Consider the following 23711-nt stretch of genomic DNA (forward strand, 5'->3'; position numbering starts at 1 on the left):
GGTGGCGCGGCGGTGCGCAGCAGGGTGGGGCAGAGTCGGGCGGAAAGGCGGTCTCGGCGGTGCTGGTTCTCTCAGCGGGCCGGACAGATGGCGCTGGACATGCGGCCGAGGTCGACGTGTCGCCGACTCACCAAGGCAATTCCAGTTCCGGACATGGCGGAAGCGTGGCACGGGACTTTGGACCCAGTCCACCATTGTCCGTGATATGGACATTACCGTCTCATGTGACGAGATGATGTGGTCCGGGTCACGTGAGGGGGCCGGCCGGCCCCCCTCCGGCGGGCGGGATCAGCCGTGGGCGCCGGGCCACGGGCCGGGCGTCACGCCCTCCTCGGTCTCCTCCACCCGCGTGTCGAACAGCCGGAAGCCGCGCCGCTCGTAGTTGGCCATGGCGTGCGGACCGTCGAGCGAGCAGGTGTGCAGCCAGACGCGCCGCGTGGCCTCCCGCCCCGGCCACCGGTCGGCCAGGTCCCAGGCGCGGGCCGTCCCGTACGAAAGGAGGTGACCGCCGATCCGGCGGCCCCGGAAGGCCGGTATCAGGCCGAAATAGACGATCTCCACCACGCCGTCGGCCTGCGCCTCCAGCTCCACGTAACCGGCCGGCGTCCCCTTCTCGTACGCCACCCAGATCTCGGTCCCCGGCCGCTCCACGATCTCCCGCCACTGCGCGTACGTCAGCGGCAGGCGGTCGGACCAGTGGATGTCGCCGCCGACGGCGGTGTAGAGGAAACGGCCGAACTCCGCCGACGGCACCTCGGCGCGCCGCACCACCACGTCGCCCTCCGGCGGGACGGCGGGACGCAGGTCGGACGGGGAGGTCTGTTCGAGGGACCAGGTGGTGAGAGTGATGCTCATGGGCTCATCGCATCATGCGGAGGGCGGGATTCCCAGGGCGGCCCGGAGAACGGGCACCGGCCGGAAGACGGCTGTCCGCATGGTGGACACGGAGCCCGCGGGCCGGGGCTACCCGGCACCCCCGGCCCGTACCGCCGGCGCCGTCGAGTGCGGCAGCAGGTCCGCCGGGGACTCCGGACGCAGGACCTCCACCACCACCTCCTCGCGGAAGCGGTACGGACGGTGGGCCAGGACCCCGGACAGGGTCCTGCGCACCCGGGACATCTCGGCCCGCACGGTCACCGTCCGCGTCCGGTCGCCGAACACGCCCTCCGCCAGCTCCGCCGCCGTCCGCCCGTCCCGGTGCAGCGCCAGGACGTAGAGCAGCTCGGCGTGGCGGGGGCTCAGCTCCTGCCGCCACCCGCCCGCCGGTCCCGACACGGTCACCGTCCAGTCACGCGGCCGGCTCAGGTCCAGCACCACCCGGTGCGCCCCCTCCGCGTCCGGCCCCCCGGACCGGCCCTCCTCCTCCACCCGCAGCAGCCAGCCGCCCGGCAGCGGTTCCACCGCGCACACGCCGAGCGAGGGGAGCCAGACCCGCCCGGCCCCGAAGGACTTGGGCAGCGGAACGCGGTCCACCGGGGCGAGCCCGGTCACCGCCGCCGTCCAGCCGTACGCGTCCACCGCCACGGCCCGGCCGCCCACCCGGCACAGGACGGGCGCGGCCACCGCCCGCAGCCGCTCGACCGAACGGCGGTGCCGCTCCCGCAACTCGGCCTCGGCGAGCTGCGCCACCGAACCGACCAGGGCCGGCATCGCCGGATGGAAGGTGGACGCCGGACCGCTCACGTCCAGGATGCCCAGCAGCCGCCGGTCGCGCGGGTCGCGCACGGGCACGGCGGCACAGGTCCAGCTGTGCAGGGTGTGCAGGTAGTGCTCGGCGGAGTGCACCTGCACCGCCCGGCCCAGGGCGAGCGCCGTACCGACCGCGTTGGTGCCGGTCGTGTGCTCGGTCCAGGCCGCGCCCTCCTCCAGGCAGATGCCGTTCGCCCGCCGCAGCACCCCGGCGTTCCCGTGCCGCCACAGCACCCTGCCCTGCTCGTCGGTGACCACCATGATCTGGAAGGACGCGTCGGCGATGCCGGCGAGGCCCCGGGTGAGCGTCCCCATCACCTCCGAGAGGAGGGTGGTCCTGCGCCGCTCCTCCAGCTCGTCCCGGTGGAGCAGCACACTGCTCGTCCCCCGGTCCGGGTCGAGACCGAGCCGGGCCATCCGCCGCCAGGACGCGTCGATGACCGGCCGGGGCGCCACCGGCGGCGTCCGGCCCGCCAGCGTCTCCTCCCGCACCCGGTGCAGCAGCCTGGTGGCACGGGCGGAGTCCATGGCGGCCAGTCGCCTCATGTCGAGCCGCGTGTCCTTCATCGGTCTCTCCCCCCGTCCGGGACGGACGTCCCGGACGTCGTGCCCATCGTGCCGTCCGGGACCGTCCGCCGAGACCCGGTTCGGACCATCCTGCAACCCCCTGCAACTCTCGCCGCCGGCCACCCCCCGGACGAGGCTGGTGCGAGCGGCGGGTGGTGCCGTGTCGGCGCAGCACCACCCCCGCTCTTCCGCGCGCGCCGGTCCCGACGGGCCCACCCCTGGCGCGCGCGGGACGGCTTCCGGCCGCGCGGGGGACCCGCCGCGGCCTTCCGGCGGCGGTACGGCTCCAGGGCCCGCCGCCCGTCCTCGTACGGCCGCCCGCCCGCGTACGGACCCCGGGCCCGTCCCCGTACGGCATCCCCGGCCCGCCCCTCCGCCCCGGCGCCGTGCCCCTCAGACCTCCACCCGGGCCCGCTCCACCACCGCCCCCAGGTCCAGCGTGTGCGGCAGCGTCCCGAAGGCCGCGCCGCCGTCCCCGCCCAGGCGTCCCGCGCAGAACGCGTCCGCCACCTCCGGCGGGGCCCACCGCGCGAGCAGCGCGCCCTGGAGCACGAGCGCCATCCGCTCCGCGAGCCGCCGCGCCCGCGCCTCGATCCCCTCCAGGTCCGCCAGTTCGGCGAGCAGCCCCCGGACCGCCCGGTCGAGCCGGTGGTCCGCGCCCCGCGCCGCCCCGACCTCCCGCAGGAAGGCGTCGAGCGCGGCCGGCTCGGTCCGCAGCACCCGCACCACGTCGAGGGCCTGCACGTTCCCCGAACCCTCCCAGACCGAGTTGAGCGGCGACTCGCGCAGCAGCCGGGGCATCCCCGACTCCTCCACGTACCCGTTGCCGCCCAGGCACTCCAGGGCCTCGGCCACCACCGGCGTGCACCGCTTCGTCACCCAGTACTTCGCCACCGGCACCGCGATCCGCAGCAGCGCCCGCTCTCGCGCGGCGTCCTCCCCGGCCGCGTCCACCGCGTCGTACGCCGCCGCGAGCCGCATCCCGAGGACCGTCGCCGCCTCCGACTCCAGCGCCAGGTCCGCGAGCACGTTCCGCATCAGCGGCTTCCCGATCAGCGGCCCGCCGAAGGCGCTCCGGTACGCGCAGTGGTGCACGGCCTGCGCCACCGCCTGCCGCATCAGCGCCGCCGAACCGAGCACGCAGTCGAGCCGGGTCGCCGCCACCGCCCCCATGACCGAACGGAGCCCGCGCCCCTCCTCGCCGATCCGGCGCGCCCACGTCGTCCCGTCGAACTCCACCTCGGCGGAGGCGTTCGACCGGTTGCCCAGCTTGTCCTTGAGCCGCTGGATCGCGAAGGCGTTGCGCGACCCGTCCGGGAGCACCCGGGGCACCAGGAAGCACGTCGGGCCCGCCGGGGCCCGCGCCAGGACCAGGAAGGCGTCCGACATCGGCGCCGAACAGAACCACTTGTGCCCGGTCAGGACGTACTCGCCGTCCACGGCCAGCGGACGCGCCTCCGTGGTGTTCGCCCGGACGTCGCTGCCGCCCTGCTTCTCCGTCATCGCCATCCCGAGCAGCGCGCCCGGCTTCTCCGCGACCGGCAGCAGCGCCCGCTCGTACACGTGCGAACGGGCGGCCGGCTCCCAGACCTCCGCGAGCTCCGGCTCGACGCGCAGCGCGGGCACCGCCGCGTGCGTCATCGACAGCGGGCAGCCGTGCCCCGCCTCCGCCTGCGTCGCCACCAGGAACCCGGCGGCCCGCCGCACGTGACCGCCCGGACGGCCCCACGCGTCCGTGAGCCCCGCCGACACGGAACGCCCCAGGAGGCGGTGCCAGGCCGGGTGGAAACGGACCTCGTCCACCCGGTTGCCGTACCGGTCGTGGGTCCGCAGCCGCGGCGGGTACTCGTTCGCCTGTTCGCCCCACTCGCGCACCTGCTCCGAGCCCGTCGCCCGGCCGAGCAGCGCCAGCTCCTCCCGCGCCTCCCCGCGCAGGTCCGGGCCGAGGTGCCGTTCGACCGCCTCGGCCAGGGCCCGGTCGCCCGTGAAGACGTCGTACCCCACGAGGGGAGGAGGCTGATTGGTCACTGTGTGGGTGGTCCGCGCCATGCGGATACGGTAAGCAGGTGCAGGCAGCAAGAGAAACACCCGAACGGCCCGAGCGGCGGCCCGGAAGCAGGCTCCACCGCGCCCGCGTCCTCTACCGCAACGTCTCGAAGCGGAAGATGGTCTGGCTGCTCCTCAAGGACACCGTCAACTCGTGCGTCGAGTACCGCATCCTCGGCCTCGCCGCCGAGGCGGCGTTCTTCACCCTGCTGTCCCTGCCGCCCCTGCTCCTCGGCCTGATCGCCCTCCTGGGCTACGCCGACGACTGGACCAACACCGACACCGTCACCAGCATCCAGGAGAACATCCTCCGCGCCGCCGGGACGGTCCTCTCCGACCGGGGCGTCGAGGAGATCGCCAAACCGGTCCTGGACGACGTCACCCGGGGCAAACGGCCCGACCTGATCTCCCTCGGCTTCGCCATCGCCCTCTGGTCCGGCTCCCGCGCGGTGAACGTCTTCATCGACACCATCACCGTCATGTACGGCCTCGACGGCCACCGCGGCATCGTGAAGACCCGGCTCCTCGCCTTCCTGCTCTACCTCGTGGCCCTGGTCGTCGGCGCCGTCGTGCTGCCCCTCGCCGTCGTCGGCCCGGACCGGGTCGTCGAACTCGTCCCCTGGAGCACGGAGGTCGTCTCCGTCCTCTACTGGCCGGCCGTCATCCTCCTCAGCATCGTCTTCCTCACCACGCTCTACCACGTGTCCGTGCCCGTACGGTCGCCGTGGATCGAGGACATCCCCGGCGCCCTCGTCGCGCTCGCCATGTGGGTCCTCGGCAGCTTCCTGCTGCGCATCTACCTCACCAGCCAGGTCGAGGGACCGACCATCTACGGCTCCCTCGCCGCACCCATCGCCGTCCTCCTCTGGATCGGCGTCTCCGCCTTCGCCGTCCTCGTCGGCGCCGCCGTGAACGCCGCCATCGACCGCGTCTGGCCCTCCGTCGCCACCGCCGCCGCCCGCGAGGCCAACGAGCGGGCCCGCGCCGCCCAGGCGGCGGAACTCGTCGCCCGGGTACGGGCCGAGGCCGACGACGTGGACGAGGACGACCCGGACATGCCCTCCGAGTTCCCCGAGCGCTGGTCGAAGTTCCTCCCCCCGGACGACGTGAAGTCCCGCCTCCACTCGAACTGGGAGAAGGACTGACGCCGGGAGGGGCGTGGTACGAGGAACGCCCGGCCCTCCTCGCGGGAGCCGTCCTGTGGACCGCCGGGACCGATCCGGCGACGCCCGCCCGGCCGGTCCTGCCCGACGGCTGCATGGACCTGATCTGGGCCGACGGCCGCCTCCTGGTGGCCGGACCCGACACCCGCGCGCACCCGCCGGCGGAGACCGCCGCCCGGTACGCCGGGCTCCGCTTCGCCCCCGGTGACGCGCCCCGCGTCCTCGGCGTCCCGGCCCGTGAACTGCGCGACCGCCTGGTCCCCCTCGACGCCCTGGGGGACGGGGCCGGGGCGCGCCGGGCCGGCGAACGGATCGCCGCCGCCCCCGACCCGGCCGCCGCCCTGGAGGAGTTCGTACGGCTCCGGGCCGCCGGAGCCCCCGCCCCCGACCCGCTCCTGCGGGCCGTCGTGGCGCGCCTCGCCGCGGGCCGGCCGGTCGCGGAGACGGCCGACGCGACCGGACTGGGCGCCCGGCAGCTCCACCGCCGCTCCCTCGACGCCTTCGGCTACGGTCCCAAGACCCTCGCCCGGATCCTCCGCCTCCAGCGGGCCCTGGCCCTGATCCGGACCGGCGTGCCGTACGCGGAGACGGCCGCCCGCGCGGGCTGCGCCGACCAGGCCCACCTGGCCCGCGAGGTCCGCGCGCTCGCGGGCACGACGCTCGGCGCCTACGCGCGCGCGACGGCGGCGTCCGCGAAGAGCGAGACCCCGCACCCGTCCGGATCGAGCACCACCGCGTAACGCTGCCCCCAGACCGCGTCCCACGGTTCCAGGTGCCCCGGGTGCCCGGCGGCGACCAGCTCCCCGTACAACGCGTCCACCTCGGCCGGAGACCCGCACCGGAAGGCGAGCTCGACCCGGTGCCCGCCCCGGGGCCGCGTCCAGCCCGGGTCGAAGGACCGGACCACGTCCTCGGTGTCCCAGGCGACCCGCAGCCCGCCGGGCAGCGCCACCTCCACGTGCGGAGCGGCCTCGGCCCCCTCCGGAACCTCCAGGCCGAGGCGCCGGTAGAAGGCGAGGGAGGCGGCCATGTCGGAGACGACGATCCCGATCAGATCGAGCCGGGGCGTGGGCGTGGGCGTGGTGCGGGGTGCTGTGTCCATGCACCGCAGACTAGGAGGCCCCGCCGGACCGGTCTTGTACGAATCGGACACGGGCCCCGACGCTGCTCCGGGCCTTGCGGAGGGGGGTAGTTCCGCCCACCGGGCTTGGGCGCGGCAGGCCGGCCCGGTAGCGGCACGTCGGGCGGGCCGTCCTGTCCCGCACCCACGACGCCGCCCCCCCCCCCCGCCGCGTCAGCTCAACAGCGCGTCGGCAGCAAGGCCGTTGTGGCCCTGTCGGGGTTCGTCGGTGGAGCGTGGCGCCCCGGTCCGTGAACTCGTCGCTCCGGAGGCGGCCTTGTGGGCCTCGTGCCGGTCCGCCGGTCGCGGACGCCACGGGTGTGAAGTCCCGTATTTAATCGGTGGTGCCGCGCCCCGGACGGGGCTATGGTTCTGCTCGCCCGCTCCGAACGAGCGGTGTCGGTCCGTGGAGAAGAAGCAGGAGGTGAGGACATTGATGACTGTCACGGTGACGGGCTCTGCCCGCATTCAGGAGTTCATCGTTCCCACTTCCGTGGCCTCCGGCTGACACCCACTCGATTCGCGCGCTCGGAGCGCGCCGCCGGGGCCGCCCTTCGAAGGGTCCCCCCTTGTCTTTCCCGCTTTCCTCCCGCACCTCCGACTCCTCCTCGCTCGACGCCCACGGCTGGGACTCCGGCTGGGCCGCCGCCTTCGAGCCGTACGCCGCGCAGGGGCTCGTCCCCGGGCGGGTCGTCCGCGTCGACCGCGGCCAGTGCGACGTCGCCACCGCCGAGGGGACCGTCCGCGCCGACACGGCGTTCGTGACCCCGCACGACCCCCTGCGGGTCATCTGCACCGGTGACTGGGCCGCCCTCGACCCGGCGGGCGCCGGCGACCCCCGGTACGTACGGGCGTGCCTGCCGCGCCGGACCGCGTTCGCACGCTCCACCTCCTCCAAGCGGTCCGAGGGGCAGATCCTCGCCGCCAACGTCGACCACGCCGTCATCGCCGTCTCGCTCGCCGTCGAGCTCGACCTCGGCCGGATCGAACGCTTCCTCGCCCTGGCCTGGGAGTCCGGCGCCCAGCCGGTCGTCGTCCTCAGCAAGGCCGACCTCGTCCCCGACCCCGTCGGGCTCTCCTACCTCGTCGAGGACGTCGAGACCGTCGCCCCCGGCGTCCAGGTGCTGCCCCTCAGCTCGGCCACGGGCGAGGGGCTCGACGTGCTCTCCGCCGTGGTCGCGGGCGGTACGACCGTGCTGCTCGGCGTCTCCGGCGCCGGCAAGTCCACCCTCGCCAACGCCCTCGTCGGCGAGGACGTCATGTCGGTCCAGGCCGCCCGCGACGTCGACGGCAAGGGCCGTCACACCACCACCACCCGCAACCTCTTCGTCCTGCCGGGCGGGGGCGTCCTCATCGACACCCCCGGCCTGCGCGGCGTCGGGCTCTGGGACGCCGAGGCCGGCGTCGGCCAGGTCTTCTCGGAGATCGAGGAACTGGCCCGGGACTGCCGCTTCCACGACTGCGCCCACGAGGCGGAGCCGGGCTGCGCGGTGACGGCGGCGATCGAGGACGGCACCCTGCCCGAGCGGCGCCTGGACAGCTACCGCAAGCTGCTGCGGGAGAACCAGCGGATCGTGGCCAAGACCGACGCCCGTCTGCGCGGCGAGATCCGCAGGGACTGGAAGCGCACGATGACCGCGGGCCGCGCCGCCGTGGAGTTCAAGCGCCACGGCCGCCTGCGGTAGCCCGTACGGATGCGTGTGGCCGTGGCGTCCCGTACGGGACGCACGCGTACGACCGTCCCGTACGCGCGGTGGTGCGACGGTACGGCCCCGGGGAACGCGGTGTCCGAAAACCGCGAGCCCCGGGGGCCCGGCGGCCGCACACTGGAACCCGTGAGGGACGACGACACCCGCTACGAGGCGGTCAGCAGCAGGGACGCGCGGTTCGACGGAGCGTTCTTCTTCGCCGTCCGGACCACCGGCATCTACTGCCGTCCCAGCTGCCCCGCCGTCACCCCCAAGCGGCGCAACGTCGCCTTCTTCCCGACGGCCGCCGCCGCCCAGGGCCACGGCTTCCGCGCCTGCCGCCGCTGCCGGCCGGACGCCGTGCCCGGCTCCGCCGAGTGGAACGTACGGGCCGACGTCGTCGGGCGCGCCGTACGGCTGATCGGGGACGGCGTCGTCGACCGCGAGGGCGTGCCCGGCCTCGCCGGACGCCTCGGCTACAGCGCCCGGCAGGTCCAGCGGCAGCTCACCGCCGAACTCGGCGCCGGACCCGTCGCGCTCGCCCGCGCCCAGCGGGCCCACACCGCCCGGCTGCTGCTCCAGACCACCGGCCTGCCCGTCACCGAGATCGCCTTCGCGTCCGGCTTCGCCAGCGTCCGCCAGTTCAACGACACGATCCGCGCCGTCTACGCCCGCACCCCCACCGCCCTGCGCGCCGAGGCCGGGACCGGCGCGGGAGCCCGTACCGCCCTCGCCGCCGGGGTGCCGCTGCGGCTCGCCCACCGGGGCCCCTACGCGGCCGGAGAGGTTTTCGACCTCCTCGCCGCCGAGGCCGTGCCCCGCGTCGAGGAGGTCGTCGGCGCCCCGGGCGCCCGCGCCTACCGGCGCACCCTCCGCCTCCCGTACGGCACCGGCGTCGTCTCCGTGGACGAGCGTTCCGCCGGACGCTGGCTCGACGCCCGCATCCACCTCACCGAACTGCGCGACCTGACCACCGCCGTGCACCGGCTGCGCCGCCTCTTCGACCTGGACGCCGACCCGTACGCCGTCGCCGAACGCCTCGGAGCCGTCCCCGCCCTCGCCGCCGAGGTGGCCGCCCGCCCCGGTGTGCGGTCCCCGGGCGCGGCCGACCCGGAGGAGTTCGCGCTGCGCGCCCTCCTCGGCGCCGAGGGGGCCGCGCGGGCCGTCGAGGAGCACGGCACGCCCCTGGCCACCGCCTGCGGCGGCCTCACCCACCTCTTCCCGGCGCCCCGGGACCTGACCGGCCACCCCGTCGCGGGCCCGCTGGCCCGCGCGCTCGCGGACGGAGCCGTACGCCTCGACCCCGGCGCCGACCGCGACGAGGCCGAGCGGGCGCTGCTCGCCGTCCCCGGAGTGACTCCGGGGACCGCCGCCCTGATCCGCATGCGGGCCCTCGGCGACCCCGACGTGGCCCCGGCGGACGGCCCGTACGCGTTCCGGGGCGCCGGTCCCGGCGCGGAGGAGTGGCGGCCGTGGCGCTCGTACGCCGCCCGCTACCTCGGGACCCCGCCCGGGGGCCACGGCACCGGATGACCACCCGGTGGGGCTGCTTCCCGTACGGGACTCCCGGACCGGTTCCCGTACGGGACCCAGGGGCCGACTCCCGTACGGGTCCCCCCGGGGGCGACTCCCGTACGGGTCCCCGGGGGGCGAGTCCCGTACGGGTCCCCCGGGGGTCGGCTCCCGTACGGGACAGCCGCGTCGGCCGACCCTCGTACCCCCCGCCCCGCCCCGCCCGGGTTCAGCCCCAGAGCACCGCGCCCGTCCACGCCCCCGCGATCAGCAGGCAGGCGAACAGTTCCACCAGCACGCTCGTGCCCACCGCCCGCATCACCGCCCGGGTCGCCGCCCGGGCCTGTCCGTGCCCGCCGAGGCGGAGCCGTTCCGCGAGGTAGATCCCGCCGACGAAGCCGGGGACCGCGCCGAGCACCGGAACGACGACGAAGCCCAGGAGCGCGCCCGTCCCGGCGTACGCCACCATCCGGCGGGTGATCCCGACGCCCCGGAAGCGGCGCGGCGGCAGCTGCCAGACGATCACCTGGGTGAGGAGCAGCAGACCCGTGGCGGAGACCAGCAGGGTCCAGGCGAGGCCCGTCCGCTCGTGCAGCGACCACCAGAGCATCGCCGCCCACACCAGCCACGTTCCCGGCACACCGGGCACCAGGACCCCGGACAGGCCGAGCAGCATCACCGTCGCGATCATCAGGAGCTGCCACACACCCACGGTGCCAGCGTGCACGACGGCACGGACTCCCGCAGGCCGCGTCGGGCGGACGGAGTACCACGGGCACGGGGCGGAGAGGACCGGGCCGGCTCCGGGCCGCCCGGGAAGAGGGGCAGGGGACGACTCCGGGCCGCCCGGGAGAGCGCCGGAGCCGGCTCCCGGGGCCCCGGGCAGAGGCCCGGGGTCAGCTCCGGGCCACCCAGCCCTTCTCGTACGCGTGCCAGCCCAGCTGCAGCCGGGTCGAGACCCCGGCCAGCTCCATCAGCCCCTTCACCCGCCGCTGCACCGTCCGCAGCCCCAGGTCCAGCTGTTTCGCCACGCTCGCGTCGGTCATCCCGGCCAGCAGCAGGGAGAGGATCTCCAGGTCCAGTACGTCGGGGCCCGGCGCCTCGTCCTCGGTGATCCGCGCGCCCGCCCCGAGCCGCAGCGGCAGCGCGTCCCGCCACACCGACTCGAAGAGGCCCGTGAGCGATTCGAGGAGCCCGCTCGCGTGCACCACGAGCGCGGCGGGCTCCGCGCCCCGCCCGGTCAGCGGAACCATCGCCAGGGTCTGATCGGCGATCACCAGCTTCGTGGGGACCCGGTCCACGACCCGGATGCGCTCCTCGCGGCCCAGCGCCGCCGCCAGCTCCAGGAGCCCGGACGGCAGGCTCAGCACCTCGCGCTCGATCACCACCCGGTAGCGCACCCCGCGTCCGGCCGCCTGTTCCTCCGCCTCGTTCTCCAGGCCGGAGACCGCGATCGGCCTGCCCGTCACCAGGGCGCAGACCTCCTCCGACGCGCCCAGCTGGAGCTGGAGGAAGCGGTGGGTCACCGCGCTCGCGCCGGTCACCACCTCCACCAGGTCGTGCACGGCGGCCTCCGCCGCCTCCGCCCGGTACTCCTCGGCGAGCAGTGCGGCCGCCAGCTCGGCCCGTTCCAGCTCGTGGCGCTGCTGGGTCAGCAGCGCGCCGAGCGCCACCCCGGGCGGGGCCGCGACCCACCGGCCCGTACGGGCCGAGGACTGGGCGGCGAGCCCCTGCGCCTCCAGGCGCCGCAGGGCCCGCTCGGTCTCCCGCTCGGGCAGGGCGAGCCGGTGCGCCAGGTCCGTGACCTCGGCCGCTCCCAGCGCGACCAGGGCGCGGTACGCGGACTCCTGGCGTTCGTCGAGCCCTATCGCTCCCAGCATGGGTGCCCGCCCCTCGTCCCCTTCCGCCGGGCGCCCCGACGAACCGGGGACGTCCACCGGAGGCATTCGTTCCGTCGGTGACCTGGCGGGAAACGGCCACGGCGTATTCCCGCCCGCCCCATCATCCCCGCACCGCCCCCACCTCTGCCAATGTGGCGCCACCGCAGCACCAACGGCCCCTGGGAGCGGGTTCCTTGCGCCCTCTTCCCGGAATCAGATGGAGAGAGCGATGCGCCCGATTTCGCGTACGGCCCTGGGAGCGGCGACCGCCGTCGTCCTGGCGGCCACCGCGGTCGCGCCGTCCGTGGCGAGTGAGCCGACGGACGGCACGACCGGAAAGAGACCACTGGTCGGCAGCGAGGCCCAGGCCCGCACCGGGGCACAGGCCACCACGGTCACCCTGGTCACCGGCGACCGCGTCCTGGTCACCCACGACACCGAGGGCAACCCGGCGGCCACGGCCCTGCCCCGCGAGGACGGGACCGTTCCCTCCGTCCAGACCCGCCGCTCCGGCAAGGACCTGTACGTCTACCCCGAAGCCGCCACCGCCGCGCTCGCCGCCGGACGTGTCGACGAGGAGCTCTTCAACGTCACCGGCCTGATCCGGCAGGGCTACGACGACGACGCCACCACGACCCTGCCCCTCATCGCGGTCTACGGCTCCGACGTCGCCCGCTCCGTCCCCCTCACCCCCCGGGGCGCCCGGCGCGGCCGGGTCCTCGCGGCCGTCGACGGCGTCGCGCTCACGACGGAGAAGAAGGGGGCCGCCACCTTCTGGGCCGAGATCGACGCCCCGAAGGCCCGCACCGCCTCCGGCATCCGCAAGCTGTGGCTCGACCGCAAGGTCGAGGCCACCCTGGAGCGTTCGACGAAGCAGGTGCACGCCCCCGAGGCGTGGGCCGCCGGCTACGACGGCAAGGGCACCAGGGTCGCCGTCCTCGACACCGGCGCCGACGTGGAGCACCCCGACCTCAAGGGCCGCGTCACCGCCTCGAAGAACTTCACCGAGTCCGACACCACCGACGACCGCCAGGGCCACGGCACCCACACCCTCTCCACCGTCGGCGGCTCCGGCGCGGCGAGCGGCGGCAAGAAGAAGGGCGTCGCGCCCGGCGCGGAGCTCCTCAACGGCAAGGTCCTCGACGACTCCGGTTCCGGAGCGATCTCCTGGATCATCGCCGGCATGGAGTGGGCCGTCGCCCAGGGCGCCGACGTCGTCTCCATGAGCCTCGGTTCCCCCGTCCCCACCGACTGCACCGACCCGATGAGCGTCGCCGCCGAGCAGCTGGCGCAGAACGAGGGCACCCTCTTCGTCGTCGCCGCCGGAAACGCGGGCCCCTCCCTCAACACCGTCTCCTCGCCCGGCTGCGCGCCCAGCGTGCTCACCGTCGGCGCCACCGACCGCGACGACTCCACCGCGTACTTCTCCAGCCGCGGCCCGACGCTCGTCAACCACACCCTCAAGCCCGAGATCGCGGCGCCCGGCGTCGGCATCTCCGCCGCCGCGGCCGGCGGTCGCGGCCTGTACGCCTACCGGTCCATGTCCGGTACGTCGATGGCCACTCCGCACGTCGCGGGCGCCGCCGCCCTCGTCAAGCAGCGCCACCCCGACTGGACGGCCCGGCGGATCAAGGCCGCGCTCGTCGCCTCCGCCGAGAGCGACCTGCCCGGCGACGTCCGCGAGGTCGGCGCCGGCCGCCTCGACGTCAAGGCCGCCGTCGACCAGAAGGTCCTCGGCGCCCCCGCCGTCCAGGGCGGCACCTTCGCCTGGCCGCAGGACAGGAGCGACCGCACCACCGTCTCCGTCCCGTACACCAACACCTCCGCCGCCCCGGTCACCCTGGACCTGGCCGTCGAGAAGGTCACCGGCAACGACGGCTCCCGCGTGCGGTCGGCCGTCGCCCGCCCCGGCGCCCGGACCGTCACCGTCCCGGCCGGCGCCACCGTGCGGGTCCCGCTGGAGATCGACCCGGCCGCCCGCCTGGACCGCGCCCAGTACGGCGACGTCACCGGCCGCGTGATCGCCACCGGCAGGGGCGGCGTCCGCGTCTCCACCCCCTTCTCCCTGTACGTCGAGCCCGAGACCGTCACCCTGCGCGTCAAGCTGATCGACCGCCTGGGTGCGCCCGCCGCCGGCTTCTCCTCCCTCGACCTCATCGGCACGGACGACGCCACCGGGGAGCGCCGCTTCAACGAGGGCGCCGCCGACCAGGTCTACCGCCTGCGCCCCGGCAGCTACTTCCTCTCCTCCTTCGTCACCACCCCCGACGCGGGCGAGGGCGCCACCCTGGACGACTCGCTCACCTACTTCGGCCGCCCGCAGGTGGAGCTGACGAAGGACACCACGGTCGTCCTCGACGCCCGCAGGGCCCACAAGCTGTCGGTGAAGACGGACCGGGCCGTCGAACTCCGGGGCGCCACCCTGGGGTTCGCCCGCTCCTGGGGCGACTCCTGGATACACGCCGGCACCGCCGCCGGACCACGCGGCGTCCTCGGCTACTACGCCTCCGTCGAAGGCCGTGCCCACGAGGGCGACTTCGAGTTCGGCAGCTACTGGCGGGGCGCCGCCCCGCAGATCACCTCCCTGCGCACCGGTGACGGGCTGACCCTGCACCCGCTCACCGCGTCCATCGCCTCCGACAACCTCGACGGCACGGGCTCCGCCCGCCTCGCCGACGCCGGAACGGGCACCCCGGACGAGCTGAAGGCCGCCGGCGTCAAGGACGGCATCGCCCTCGTCCGCCTCCCGGACGATTCCCACGACGTGCTTCCCGTCGTCCGCGCGGCCAAGGCCGCCGGGGCCGTCGCCGTCGTCGCGTACCACACGGCCCCCGGCCGCTGGTACCCGAGCGGCGGCTTCATGGGCGCCGGCCTGCCGGCCCTCTCCGTCCCGTCCGCGGAGGCGACCGCGCTCCTGACGAGGCTGGCGGCGGGCCCGGTCACCCTCGCCTGGAAGGCCACCGCGAAGAGCCCGTACGTCTACAACCTCGCGTTCCCCGAGACCGGCACGATCCGCGCCGGCAAGGAGTACCGGGTCCGCGACCGCGAACTGGGCCGCACGGACTCCACGTACGGCTCCACCGGCACCGCCACCGACTTCATGGACAGCCCGGCGGCCCACCGGCCCAACGGCGTCCGCGTCTCCTTCGCCGCCCTCGAAGCGGTCCCGATGCCCGGCACCCGGATCGAGTACCACTCCACCGGCGACACCGCCTGGGAGCAACTGGTCGGCAGCAACTTCCCCTTCGGCGAACTCATGGTCGGCACCCGGCACGTCTACACGGCGGGGGAGAAGCGCACCGAACGCTGGTACGACGGGGTCATCGCCCCCACCGCGCCGCGCGACACCACCGGGAAGCCGGTCCTCGCCGCCGAACGGCAGGGCGGCCTCATCGGCTTCGCCGCCGCGATGTGGGGCGACAACACCCACTACGCCCTGCCCGGTTCCTTCGGTGACCTCGGCAACCTGCGCCTCCGCCGCGACGGCGAACTCATCGGCGAGTCCGCCTGGCCCTCCGGAGTCTTCGACGTACCGGCCGAAGCCGGGACGTACACCCTCGAACAGAACACCACGAAGATCGGCAGCAAGGTGTGGGCCCGCTCCACCTCCGTCAACTCGGTGTGGAAATTCACCTCCAAGCTTGACGAGAACGTCTATTCTCAGGGCATCCCGATTCTCTTCCCCCGGTACGACCTTCCGGAGGACGGCCTCAAGACCCTCGCCGCGACCGACGGCCAGCACATCGGCCTCACCGTGACGGGTCACGCGGGCTACACCCCCGCGCCGCTCACCTCGGCCAGGCTCTCGTACTCCTACGACGGGGGCGCGACCTGGACCGGAGCGCGGGTCTCCCAGCAGGGCGGCCGCTGGACCGCGACCGTGAACCACGCGGGCGCGACCGGCAAACCGGTCACCCTGAAGGCCGAACTGACGGACGCCAACGGCAACTCCGTCACCCAGACCGTGGTCCGCGCCTACGACGTGCGCTGACCACGCCGGTCCGCCGGACGTCCTTCCCGTGGGGGGTGGGGTCGTCCGGCGGACCACCCGTGTGCCACGACGCTTTTCGCGATGTCCCGTTTTCGGGACCCCCGCCCGGTGGACAATAAGGGCATGACTCAGCAGGCGGACAGCTGGTGGGACAAGCTCTACGACGAGTCGGAGCCGGACACGGCCCCGGCGGTCCCGGGTGACACGCTCGACGACCACTTCGCCACGGCGGCCCGCGCCACGGCGGGCCCACCGGGCGACACACCACCCCCGGACCCCCGGGCCGCGCGGCCGGAACCGGCCCCGGCGGCCCCGGCCTCCGGTCCGGGCAGGGCCACGGCGGAGCCGGCCCCGGTCACCGTCCCGGCCCCGGCAGCGCCTTCGTCCCCCACGGCGCCTCCGCCCCCCACGACGCCCGCGCCTCCCACGGCGAGTCCGGCCACCCCGCCACCCGCCCCCACTTCCGCGCCCCCTGCGCCTTCCGCCTCCACGCCCGCACCTCCCGTTCCTCCCGCACCTCCCGTTCCCCCCGCACCCGCGCCTCCCCTCCCGCCCGCACCCGCAGTCCGGGCGCCGGCGCCCCCGGACCAGAACCCAGACCAGAACCCGGACCCGGACCCGGACCAGAACCCGGACCGGAACCCCGGCCCCGTACAGGCGGACGGTGCCGCCGAGCCGGCCGTACGGACCGCCGTGCCCCGCCCCCGTGCCGGTTTCGTCGGCAGCCGGCCGCCGACCTACGACCCCGAACCCACCGCCCTGCCCGCCGCCCGTCCGGGCGAACTCGCCGGGCTGGTCGCGGACACCGTCCTCGACGGCGCCCGCTACGGGACCTGCGCCCTGCGCGCCGCCTCCGTACGCGGCGACTCCGCCCGCTACCGGGGCGAGTTCCGCCGCGACGCCCTCCTCACCGCCCGCTTCGGACACGACGAGGCCGCGCTCGTCCTCGTCGCCGTCGCCGCCGGTTCCCGCGCCGCCGAGGACGCCCACGTCGCCGCGGCCGATGCCTGCCGGTGGATCGCGGAGGCCGTCTGCCGCAGTCACGCCCGGCTCTCCGAGGACATCAGGTCCGGCCGCCGGCGCGACCTCAAGTCCGGACTGCACCGGCTCACCGACCGCACGTACGGCAAGCTGCGCGCCCGCGCCGCCGAGAAGGGCCTCGCCCCCGAGGGGTACACCGCGTCGCTCCGCTGCCTCCTCCTCCCCGCCGACCCCGAGTGCCGCACCCGGATCTTCTTCGGGGTCGGCGGCGGAGGTCTCTTTCGGCTCCGCGACGGTGCCTGGCAGGACATCGAACCGCTCCTGCCCGAACCGGCCGCCGCCACCGGCGCCCCCGCCGCCGGGCCCGGCTCGCCGTCCGCTCCGGAGGCGACCGAGGAGGGCGACCGGCTCACCATGGACCTCGGCATCACCACCGCGCCCGGACCGCTGGTCGAGGAGCCCGTACCGCCGCCGGCCGAACCGTTCCGCTTCCGCGCCTCCGTAGCCCGTTCCGGTGACGTCCTGCTGCTCGCCTCGTCCGGCCTGGCCGACCCGATGCGCGGCGAACCCGGTCTCGCCCGGGAGCTGGCCGGCCGCTGGACCGGTGCGGAGCCGCCCGGCCTCGCCGAGTTCCTCGCCGACACCCAGCTGAGGGTGACCGGTTACGCCGATGACCGTACGGCGGCGGCCGTCTGGGAGGCGTAACCCGGCGGGCCGTGTGTTGATGGGACCATGGCCAAACAGAACGTCGCTGAACAGTTCGTCGACATCCTCGTGCGCGCGGGCGTGAAGCGCCTCTACGGGGTGGTCGGCGACAGCCTGAACCCGGTCGTCGACGCCATCCGCCGCACCCGCGGGATCGACTGGGTCCACGTGCGGCACGAGGAGACCGCGGCCTTCGCGGCGGGCGCCGAGGCTCAGATCACCGGGAGCCTCGCCGCCTGCGCGGGCTCCTGCGGTCCGGGCAACCTGCACCTCATCAACGGCCTGTACGACGCCCACCGCTCCATGGCCCCGGTCCTCGCCCTCGCCTCGCAGATCCCGTCCGGCGAGATCGGCCTCGGCTACTTCCAGGAGACCCACCCGGACCAGCTCTTCCGCGAGTGCAGCCACTACAGCGAACTCATCTCCAACCCGCAGCAGATGCCCCGGCTGCTCCACACGGCGATCCAGCACGCCGTCGGCCGCGGCGGCGTCAGCGTCGTCTCGCTGCCCGGCGACATCGCCGCCGAGCCGGCCCCGGAGAAGAGCGCGGAGAGCGCCCTCGTCACCACCCGGCCCACCGTCCGTCCGGGGGACGCCGAGGTGGACGCCCTGGTCCGGATGATCGACGACGCCGACCGGGTGACGCTCTTCTGCGGCAGCGGCACGGCCGGGGCGCACGAGGAGGTGATGCGGTTCGCCGAGCGGATCAAGGCACCGGTCGGACACGCCCTGCGGGGCAAGGAGTGGATCCAGTACGACAATCCGTACGACGTCGGCATGAGCGGCCTGCTCGGGTACGGCGCCGCCTACGAGGCCACCCACGAGTGCGACCTGCTGATCCTGCTCGGCACCGACTTCCCGTACAACGCCTTCCTGCCCGACGACGTCAGGATCGTCCAGGTGGACGTCCGGCCCGAACGCCTCGGGCGCCGCTCCCGGATCGACCTCGCCGTCTGGGGGGACGTCCGGGAGACCCTGCGCTGCGTGACGCCCCGGGTCCGGGCCAAGAAGGACCGCCGCTTCCTCGACAAGATGCTCAAGAAGCACGCCGACGCCCTCGAAGGCGTCGTCAGGGCCTACACCCGCAAGGTCGAGAAGCACACCCCCATCCACCCCGAGTACGTCGCCTCCGTCCTGGACGAACTGGCCGACGACGACGCCGTGTTCACCGTCGACACGGGCATGTGCAACGTCTGGGCGGCCCGCTACCTCACCCCGAACGGACGGCGCAGGATCATCGGCTCGTTCAGCCACGGCTCGATGGCGAACGCGCTCCCGCAGGCGATCGGCGCGCAGTTCACCGACCTGAACCGCCAGGTCGTCTCGCTCTCCGGCGACGGCGGGTTCTCCATGCTCATGGGGGACTTCCTCACGCTCCTCCAGTACGACCTGCCCGTGAAGGTCGTCGTCTTCGACAACTCCTCGCTCGGCATGGTCGAGCTGGAGATGATGGTCGCCGGGCTCCCCTCGTACGGGACGACGAACAGGAACCCGGACTTCGCCGCCATCGCCCGCGCCGCCGGGGCCTACGGCGTCCGGGTCGAGAAGCCCAAGCAGCTCGCGGGCGCCCTCAAGGAGGCGTTCAGGCACAAGGGGCCGGCCCTGGTGGACGTCGTCACCGACCCCAACGCCCTCTCCATCCCGCCGAAGATCAAGGCCGACATGGTCACCGGCTTCGCGCTCTCCGCCGGCAAGATGGTCCTGGACGGCGGAGTGGGGCGGATGCTCCAGATGGCCCGCTCGAACCTGCGGAACGTACCCAGGCCCTGACCCTCCGCGACCACTCCATGTGTGTCGGCGGCCCTGCGGGGCATGCATCCCCGTGAGCCTGTTCGACGCGACCACGGGTGGGGGGACATGACCGGGGAGGCACGGCAGCCGACTCAACTGCTCAGAAAGGTGGGATGCGCGGATCTCGCCGCCGTTCCGGAGGTGCGGCACGCCCTGCGCGAACTGCTGGGGAAGTGGGGCGGGCCGGGCGCCTCCGACGTGGCCGAGCTGCTCACCAGTGAACTGGTGACCAACGCCCTGGTCCACACCGACCACGGGGCCGTCGTGACCGCGACGGTCGTCCCCGAGCAACTGAGGGTCGAGGTGCGCGACTTCGTCCCGGGGCTGAGGACGCCGCCCGCCCCGCCCGCCGACGACGGCACGAACGGACGGGGGCTCGTCCTCGTCCGGTCCCTTGCCGACTCCTGGGGCGTCGAGGACCAGGGGACGGGCAAGGTGGTGTGGTTCGAACTGAGCGGCGAGGCCGCGTGAGCGGTCGCGCCACGCACCCGACGCGTCCGGGCGGGCGGCGGGAACGCGCGAGGAGCGGGACCGTCCGAGGACGGCCCCGCTCCTCGCGTTCTTCCGTTCCCGTGCTCAGCCGAACTGCTGCTCCAGGTCCTTGAGCTTGCGCTCCAGGGAGTCGAGGCGGGGCAGCGCCTGGGTGTCGTCCTCGGCGGTGGGGTCCACCGTCCGGGGGTCTCCCGTCCGGGGCTCATCGCCCTTCACGGCTTGCAGGGACGGCCGGGAGCGGAGCGGCAGTTGTCCGGGGTCCGCTATGGCGGGCTCCACGACGGGCGCCTGGACGGCGGCCGTCGTGGAGCCCGGCCCGGAACCCGGGGCCGGCACCGCCCCCGAAGGGGCCGTGGCGTTCAGGGCCGCCATCTCGCCCCGGTCGCCGCCGCGGCCGAGCCCGAAGGCGCGGTGCTGACGGTTGATCGCCCGGAGCCGGGCCCGGTCCAGCTTGACCTGGTCCCTCCTGCGCATCCGGTTCTGCTCCTTCTCCCGCCGGTCCTCGCGCACCTCGTCGACCGCCTCGTCCAGGGTCCGTACGCCCTCCAGGAGCATCAGGGACCAGGCCGCGAAGGTCTCCCGGGGGGCCCTCAGCCAGCGGACGATCCGGATCTGCGGCAGCGGACGGGGCACCAGGCCCTGTTCGCGCAGCGCGGCCCGGCGCGTCTGCTTCAGCGCCCGGTCGAAGAGGACCGCCGCCGAGAGGGACATGCCCGCGAAGAAGTGCGGAGCCCCGTCGTGGCCGATGCCCCGGGGCGCGTGCACCCAGTTGAACCAGGCCGCCGCGCCCGCGAACAGCCAGACGAGCAGGCGCGAGCCGAGGGCCGCGTCGCCGTGGCTGGCCTCGCGGACCGCGAGCACCGAACAGAACATGGCCGCCCCGTCGAGGCCGAAGGGCACGAGGTACTCCCAGCCCCCGGAGAGGTTGAGGTTCTGCCGGCCGAAGCCCACGAGGCCGTGGAAGGAGAGCGCGGCCGCGACGGCCGCGCAGCAGAAGAGCAGGCCGTACGAGGCGAACCCGTAGACGGCCTCCTTGCGCCTGCGGCGCTCCTCGCTGCGTTCCCAGGAGTCCTCGGCCGGGGCCTGGTCACCGGCGCGCTTCCCGCGCGCGAGCACCGCCACCGCCGTCAGGACTCCGGCGACCATCACGCCGCCCGGGAGCAGCCAGTCCAGCGATATGTCGGTCAGTCTCATGCGGTGTCCCTTGCATCGCGTCAGGGCGTTTGGCCGCCCATACTGGCGGACCTCGCGGGGCACCCACGGTGTTTCCGGGCAAGTGCACGCCATCGGGGTGTCGAGCCATGCGAATGAGGACGTCCTGGTCGAACGCCTGCTCAGGGAAAGGGGGTTGGGTTCGATTCGCATCACCCTTCCGGGTGGCGTGAATCGTCGCGCGGCCGACGGGGCGTTTCAGGCGGTGGCGCTCATCCGGCGGACCCGCTCGGCGTCGCAGGTGCGCGGGCAGGTCACACAGGTGTCCTCGGGGCGCAGCGTGTAGAAGAAGCAGCAGGTGGCCCGGTCGCGGGTGGTGAGCGGACCGCCCTCCGGCCCCTCGGTGCCGGGAAGGTCGCGGAAGCCGGCGGAACCCGCGTACGGCTTGTGGGGCTTGACGGTGCCGGGCATGAGGAGTTCCAGCTCGTCCCTCGCCCGCCGCTCCTCGCCGAGCAGGGTGCCGACGTACCAGAGGCCCTCCACGATCTCGTCCGTGGCCATCCCCCACAGGGCCCGGCGGCCCCGGCGCATCCGGGAGCCGAAGCCGTCGAGGACCGCCTCGAAGTGCTCGGCGAGCGACGAGCGCACCTCGGCCCGCAGCGCCTCCTCGCCGGGGACGACCCGGGCGCCGGGCAGGGCCGCGGCGGGATCGTCCGGCAGGCAGGCGAACTCCTCGATCCGGACCGCCAGACGTCCGAGCGTCCGGTGGAAGGCCACGTTCCGGACCGGGAGCCGGGGCACCCGGCGCTCCAGGAACCACGGGACGGTGACGAGCAGGCAGGCGGGCCAGGCGTAGCGGTGCAGTCCGAAGCCGGCGACGACGTCGGGGCGGCCCCGGGTGCCGTAGTCGCGCAGCACCTGCTCGTCGTCCCAGGCCAGGAAGGCGTCGAGCGCGGCGCCACCGGCCGCGAGCGCCTCCGCGTCCACCCATCCCTCGCCGTGCGGCAGCGATGCGCCGCGGGCGTGCTCCTCCACCCGCAGGTACGGGAAGACCTCGGCGAGGCGGGCGTAGGAGGCCGCGACGGGAGAGGCGGGCGGGGCGGGCAGCAGGGTGGGGACGGTCATGCGGACCACCGAATCGCGAGCGTTGGCAGGTAAGCCTTACCTTACCTGATTCGGTCGGGTGTCTCACCACCGACGCACCGCTCCGACCTGCGGGGTCCCTCGTGTCCCGGGTGCCGGTCCGTTCGCCTATGGTGCACGGGGGACCCGCGCGACGCGAGCCGGGACCGGTACGAGGTCACGGGAGGACCCGGGTGGAGCAGGGCGCGGCGCGCGAGCGGGAGACGGAGAGCCCGTTCCCGCCCTCCGCCGGGGCCGCGCGCCCCGCGCACGCGGGACCCGCCGGAACCGTGCGCGAGACGCCCGTACGCCTCCCGGACCAGAGCCGGGGCGCGGAACCGTGGCCCGTCCGGGACGGCGGGACGCGGCACGGCACCCGGGACGCGCGCCCGCAGGAGGACGGCCCGGCCGTCCCCGCCCACCCGGCCGTACGGCGGCACTCCGTCCGGGAGCAGGTCCTCGACGCCCTCCGCGCCTCCCTCGTCGGCGGCGAACTGGTCCCCGGCGAGGTGTACTCGGCCCCGGTCCTCGCGGAGCGCTTCGGCGTCTCCGCGACCCCCGTCCGCGAGGCCATGCAGCGCCTGGCCGTCGAGGGCGCCGTCGAGGTGGTGCCGAACCGGGGCTTCCGCGTCGTCGAACGCACCTCCCGCGAACTGGCCGAGCTGGCCGAGATCCGCGCGCTCATCGAGGTCCCCGTCATGCTGCGGCTCGCCCGCACCGTTCCGGCCGCCCGCTGGGCCGCGCTGCGTCCGCTGGCCGAGGCCACCGCGACCGCCGCCGCCCGGGGCGACCGCGCCCACTACGCCGAGACCGACCGGGCCTTCCACCGGGCCGTCCTCTCCCTCGCCGGGAACGACCAGCTGCTCGTCGTCGCCGACGACCTCCACCGCCGGTCCCAGTGGCCCCTGCTCAGCGCCCCGGCCCTCCGCCACGGCGTGCTCGTCGCGGACGCCGCCGAACACACCGCCCTGCTCGACGCGCTGGCCGCCCAGGACCTGACGGTCGTCCAGTCGCTGGTACGGGAGCACTTCACGGGTTCGGAGTACTAGAACCGTGCCGGATCGTCGGCCGGGTGAGGGCATCTCCGGGTTCTCGACGACGCCGGCCCCCGCGGAGAAATCCCGCGACGGTTCGCACGGGTCGTGCCAGTGTGCGCGGGTGGCGGAGACAGGGAGGGCGGACGTGTTCGCGGCCGGGCGCCGTGGTGGGGGCGGGAGGCTCTACGCGTATCGGGTGCGGGGGCCCGACCGCGCCGGGGTGGTCCTGTGGATCGGTGGCGGGGACGACGAACCCGATCGGGTGCCGGCGTTGCCGGAAGCCGATCGCCGTCGGGTACCGGTGTTCGTGACCGTCCGGCAGGCACGGATGTATGCGAGCCGGCGGGGACGGAGACCGGTCACTTCCGAGGCCGGCACGTTGGAGCTCGTCCGTGTCCAGCGTTGGCTGGAGGACCCGGTGCGCCGACGCGTTCCCCCGGGCGTGCTGCTGGAGGCGTGGAACTTCTTCGAGGATCTGGCCCGGGGAATCGGTGAGGTCCACCGGCTGCCCCGGCAGGGCGCGGCGCACGACAGCGCCTACGAGAAACTGTTCGGGGACGAGTGCTCCGCGTGGACTCCCGACGAGCGGGGCGCGGTACGGGAGTTGATCACGGCCGGGGTGGAGCTGTGGAACTCCTGCCCGGCGATCGTGAAGCCCCGTTCGGGCGACGTCTCCGTCCGTGCGCGGGGCGCCCCCGGGGACATGTGATCCGTGCGTCGGCCGGTTCTCCGAGGGGCTTCCCCGCACCCCCGGCCCGGACGGCGGGAGGCTTCC

General features: G+C 74.7%; 19 protein-coding genes. 10 read left to right on the forward strand and 9 right to left on the reverse strand.

Annotated elements, in window-relative coordinates:
* Positions 1 to 71: 71 nt before the first annotated feature.
* The 4 genes from ACFYZY_RS22320 to ACFYZY_RS22335 form a co-directional block, all read right to left on the reverse strand.
* Positions 72 to 155 (reverse strand): putative leader peptide, encoded by an 84-nt coding sequence (locus tag ACFYZY_RS22320; protein WP_310591794.1) that lies wholly within the window; start codon positions 153 to 155, stop codon positions 72 to 74.
* A 133-nt stretch (positions 156 to 288) separates the two neighbouring features.
* Entirely contained in the window at positions 289 to 855 is a 567-nt protein-coding gene (locus ACFYZY_RS22325; protein WP_388696849.1) for a GNAT family N-acetyltransferase, read from the reverse strand.
* A gap of 108 nt (positions 856 to 963) precedes the next feature.
* Positions 964 to 2256, reverse strand: coding sequence for a GAF domain-containing protein (locus ACFYZY_RS22330; RefSeq protein ID WP_388696851.1), 1293 nt, complete (start codon positions 2254 to 2256; stop codon positions 964 to 966).
* Positions 2257 to 2649: 393 nt separating this feature from the next.
* On the reverse strand, positions 2650 to 4305 hold the full coding sequence (locus ACFYZY_RS22335; protein WP_388696854.1) for an acyl-CoA dehydrogenase family protein: 1656 nt from the start codon (positions 4303 to 4305) through the stop codon (positions 2650 to 2652).
* 17 nt (positions 4306 to 4322) lie between these two features.
* Between ACFYZY_RS22335 and ACFYZY_RS22340 the strand changes: the two genes are divergently transcribed.
* Together ACFYZY_RS22340 and ACFYZY_RS22345 are read left to right on the forward strand one after the other, a co-directional pair.
* A complete protein-coding gene (locus ACFYZY_RS22340; protein WP_388696856.1) occupies positions 4323 to 5447 on the forward strand; it encodes a YihY/virulence factor BrkB family protein in 1125 nt (374 codons plus the stop codon).
* A gap of 113 nt (positions 5448 to 5560) precedes the next feature.
* The gene (locus ACFYZY_RS22345) at positions 5561 to 6205 is read left to right on the forward strand and encodes a helix-turn-helix domain-containing protein (protein ID WP_388696859.1); all 645 of its coding nucleotides are present in this window, start codon (positions 5561 to 5563) and stop codon (positions 6203 to 6205) included.
* On the opposite strand, the gene ACFYZY_RS22350 is transcribed toward ACFYZY_RS22345, so the two are convergent.
* Positions 6133 to 6567: a VOC family protein gene (locus tag ACFYZY_RS22350; protein WP_388696862.1), complete on the reverse strand. Its 435-nt coding sequence runs from the start codon at positions 6565 to 6567 to the stop codon at positions 6133 to 6135. The two genes, ACFYZY_RS22345 and ACFYZY_RS22350, sit on opposite strands and share 73 nt — an antisense overlap.
* 587 nt (positions 6568 to 7154) lie before the next feature.
* Here ACFYZY_RS22350 and rsgA point away from each other — a divergent pair.
* Positions 7155 to 8270, forward strand: a complete 1116-nt coding sequence (gene rsgA, locus ACFYZY_RS22355) for a ribosome small subunit-dependent GTPase A (RefSeq protein ID WP_388696863.1) — start codon at positions 7155 to 7157, stop codon at positions 8268 to 8270.
* Between the two features lie 99 nt (positions 8271 to 8369).
* A complete protein-coding gene (locus ACFYZY_RS22360; protein ID WP_388696866.1) occupies positions 8370 to 9806 on the forward strand; it encodes an AlkA N-terminal domain-containing protein in 1437 nt (478 codons plus the stop codon).
* A gap of 208 nt (positions 9807 to 10014) precedes the next feature.
* Here ACFYZY_RS22360 and ACFYZY_RS22365 read toward each other — a convergent pair whose 3' ends face one another.
* Both ACFYZY_RS22365 and ACFYZY_RS22370 read right to left on the reverse strand, forming a co-directional pair.
* Positions 10015 to 10497 (reverse strand): DUF456 domain-containing protein, encoded by a 483-nt coding sequence (locus ACFYZY_RS22365; RefSeq protein WP_388696868.1) that lies wholly within the window; start codon positions 10495 to 10497, stop codon positions 10015 to 10017.
* Between the two features lie 184 nt (positions 10498 to 10681).
* Positions 10682 to 11665: a helix-turn-helix domain-containing protein gene (locus ACFYZY_RS22370; RefSeq protein WP_388696870.1), complete on the reverse strand. Its 984-nt coding sequence runs from the start codon at positions 11663 to 11665 to the stop codon at positions 10682 to 10684.
* Positions 11666 to 11894: 229 nt separating this feature from the next.
* Here ACFYZY_RS22370 and ACFYZY_RS22375 point away from each other — a divergent pair, with 229 nt between their 5' ends.
* The 4 genes from ACFYZY_RS22375 to ACFYZY_RS22390 all read left to right on the forward strand — a co-directional run bounded on the left by ACFYZY_RS22375 (position 11895) and on the right by ACFYZY_RS22390 (position 19604).
* Positions 11895 to 15656: a S8 family serine peptidase gene (locus ACFYZY_RS22375; protein WP_388696872.1), complete on the forward strand. Its 3762-nt coding sequence runs from the start codon at positions 11895 to 11897 to the stop codon at positions 15654 to 15656.
* Between the two features lie 81 nt (positions 15657 to 15737).
* Positions 15738 to 17342, forward strand: coding sequence for a protein phosphatase 2C domain-containing protein (locus tag ACFYZY_RS22380; RefSeq protein WP_388696875.1), 1605 nt, complete (start codon positions 15738 to 15740; stop codon positions 17340 to 17342).
* Between the two features lie 27 nt (positions 17343 to 17369).
* Entirely contained in the window at positions 17370 to 19112 is a 1743-nt protein-coding gene (locus ACFYZY_RS22385) for a pyruvate dehydrogenase (RefSeq protein ID WP_388696877.1), read from the forward strand.
* Positions 19113 to 19199: 87 nt separating this feature from the next.
* Positions 19200 to 19604: an ATP-binding protein gene (locus ACFYZY_RS22390; protein ID WP_388696880.1), complete on the forward strand. Its 405-nt coding sequence runs from the start codon at positions 19200 to 19202 to the stop codon at positions 19602 to 19604.
* A 105-nt stretch (positions 19605 to 19709) separates the two neighbouring features.
* Here ACFYZY_RS22390 and ACFYZY_RS22395 read toward each other — a convergent pair whose 3' ends face one another.
* Both ACFYZY_RS22395 and ACFYZY_RS22400 read right to left on the reverse strand, forming a co-directional pair.
* Positions 19710 to 20819 carry a DUF2637 domain-containing protein gene (locus ACFYZY_RS22395; RefSeq protein WP_388696883.1) on the reverse strand — a complete coding sequence of 370 codons (1110 nt, stop codon included), beginning with the start codon at positions 20817 to 20819 and terminating at the stop codon, positions 19710 to 19712.
* 216 nt (positions 20820 to 21035) lie between these two features.
* On the reverse strand, positions 21036 to 21902 hold the full coding sequence (locus ACFYZY_RS22400; RefSeq protein ID WP_388696886.1) for a (2Fe-2S)-binding protein: 867 nt from the start codon (positions 21900 to 21902) through the stop codon (positions 21036 to 21038).
* 191 nt (positions 21903 to 22093) lie between these two features.
* Between ACFYZY_RS22400 and ACFYZY_RS22405 the strand changes: the two genes are divergently transcribed.
* Both ACFYZY_RS22405 and ACFYZY_RS22410 read left to right on the forward strand, forming a co-directional pair.
* A complete protein-coding gene (locus tag ACFYZY_RS22405) occupies positions 22094 to 22948 on the forward strand; it encodes a GntR family transcriptional regulator (RefSeq protein WP_388696888.1) in 855 nt (284 codons plus the stop codon).
* A gap of 367 nt (positions 22949 to 23315) precedes the next feature.
* Complete coding sequence (locus ACFYZY_RS22410; RefSeq protein ID WP_388696889.1) at positions 23316 to 23645, forward strand: hypothetical protein; 330 nt, start codon at positions 23316 to 23318, stop codon at positions 23643 to 23645.
* The last annotated feature ends 66 nt before the right edge of the window (positions 23646 to 23711 follow it).

It is taken from the genome of Streptomyces sp. NPDC001744 (genome assembly GCF_042892575.1).
In the GTDB taxonomy this organism is placed as follows: Bacteria; Actinomycetota; Actinomycetes; order Streptomycetales; family Streptomycetaceae; genus Streptomyces.

Excerpts from the sequence above, each read along its gene's own strand:
- ACFYZY_RS22395 (WP_388696883.1), bottom strand. The coding sequence starts at position 20,819 with ATGAGACTGACCGACATATCGCTGGACTGGCTGCTCCCGGGCGGCGTG.
- ACFYZY_RS22335 (WP_388696854.1), bottom strand. The coding sequence starts at position 4,305 with ATGGCGCGGACCACCCACACAGTGACCAATCAGCCTCCTCCCCTCGTG.
- ACFYZY_RS22350 (WP_388696862.1), bottom strand. The coding sequence starts at position 6,567 with ATGGACACAGCACCCCGCACCACGCCCACGCCCACGCCCCGGCTCGAT.
- ACFYZY_RS22320 (WP_310591794.1), bottom strand. The coding sequence starts at position 155 with ATGTCCGGAACTGGAATTGCCTTGGTGAGTCGGCGACACGTCGACCTC.
- ACFYZY_RS22385 (WP_388696877.1), top strand. The coding sequence starts at position 17,370 with ATGGCCAAACAGAACGTCGCTGAACAGTTCGTCGACATCCTCGTGCGC.
- ACFYZY_RS22330 (WP_388696851.1), bottom strand. The coding sequence starts at position 2,256 with ATGAAGGACACGCGGCTCGACATGAGGCGACTGGCCGCCATGGACTCC.
- ACFYZY_RS22390 (WP_388696880.1), top strand. The coding sequence starts at position 19,200 with ATGACCGGGGAGGCACGGCAGCCGACTCAACTGCTCAGAAAGGTGGGA.
- ACFYZY_RS22370 (WP_388696870.1), bottom strand. The coding sequence starts at position 11,665 with ATGCTGGGAGCGATAGGGCTCGACGAACGCCAGGAGTCCGCGTACCGC.
- ACFYZY_RS22400 (WP_388696886.1), bottom strand. The coding sequence starts at position 21,902 with ATGACCGTCCCCACCCTGCTGCCCGCCCCGCCCGCCTCTCCCGTCGCG.
- ACFYZY_RS22375 (WP_388696872.1), top strand. The coding sequence starts at position 11,895 with ATGCGCCCGATTTCGCGTACGGCCCTGGGAGCGGCGACCGCCGTCGTC.
- ACFYZY_RS22325 (WP_388696849.1), bottom strand. The coding sequence starts at position 855 with ATGAGCATCACTCTCACCACCTGGTCCCTCGAACAGACCTCCCCGTCC.
- ACFYZY_RS22345 (WP_388696859.1), top strand. The coding sequence starts at position 5,561 with ATGGACCTGATCTGGGCCGACGGCCGCCTCCTGGTGGCCGGACCCGAC.
- ACFYZY_RS22380 (WP_388696875.1), top strand. The coding sequence starts at position 15,738 with ATGTCCCGTTTTCGGGACCCCCGCCCGGTGGACAATAAGGGCATGACT.